The sequence below is a fragment of the Pseudoalteromonas sp. T1lg122 genome (assembly GCF_002964825.1).
Lineage (GTDB): Bacteria > Pseudomonadota > Gammaproteobacteria > Enterobacterales > Alteromonadaceae > Pseudoalteromonas > Pseudoalteromonas gelatinilytica.
The window spans coordinates 1-245 of the sequence record NZ_PQCG01000030.1; the positions used below are offsets into that span (position 1 = coordinate 1).

A 245-nucleotide genomic window follows, 5' to 3' on the forward strand; every position below is an offset into this window, starting at 1 on the left:
ACTATCATCGGCGCTGTTTCGTTTCACTACTGAGTTCGGCATGGGGTCAGGTGGGTCCAAAACGCTATTGTCACCAAGCAAATTTGGTTTGTTAATCGCCTTGGCAATTAACTAAAATTCGGAATTCTGATATCAAGTAAATGTCTACTTTAGTGTCTTAACTTCTGTCTGTTACGCTGTCATAAAACGCGTTTGGCGTTGTATGGTTAAGCCTCACGGGTAATTAGTACAGGTTAGCTTAATGG

Annotated in this window: 1 rRNA gene; it reads right to left on the bottom strand. The window is 41.6% G+C overall.

Features of this window, described 5'->3' with window-relative positions:
• Positions 1 to 78 (bottom strand): 5S ribosomal RNA (gene rrf / locus C2M33_RS10805); the annotation flags it as partial.
• Between the last annotated feature and the right edge of the window lie 167 nt (positions 79 to 245).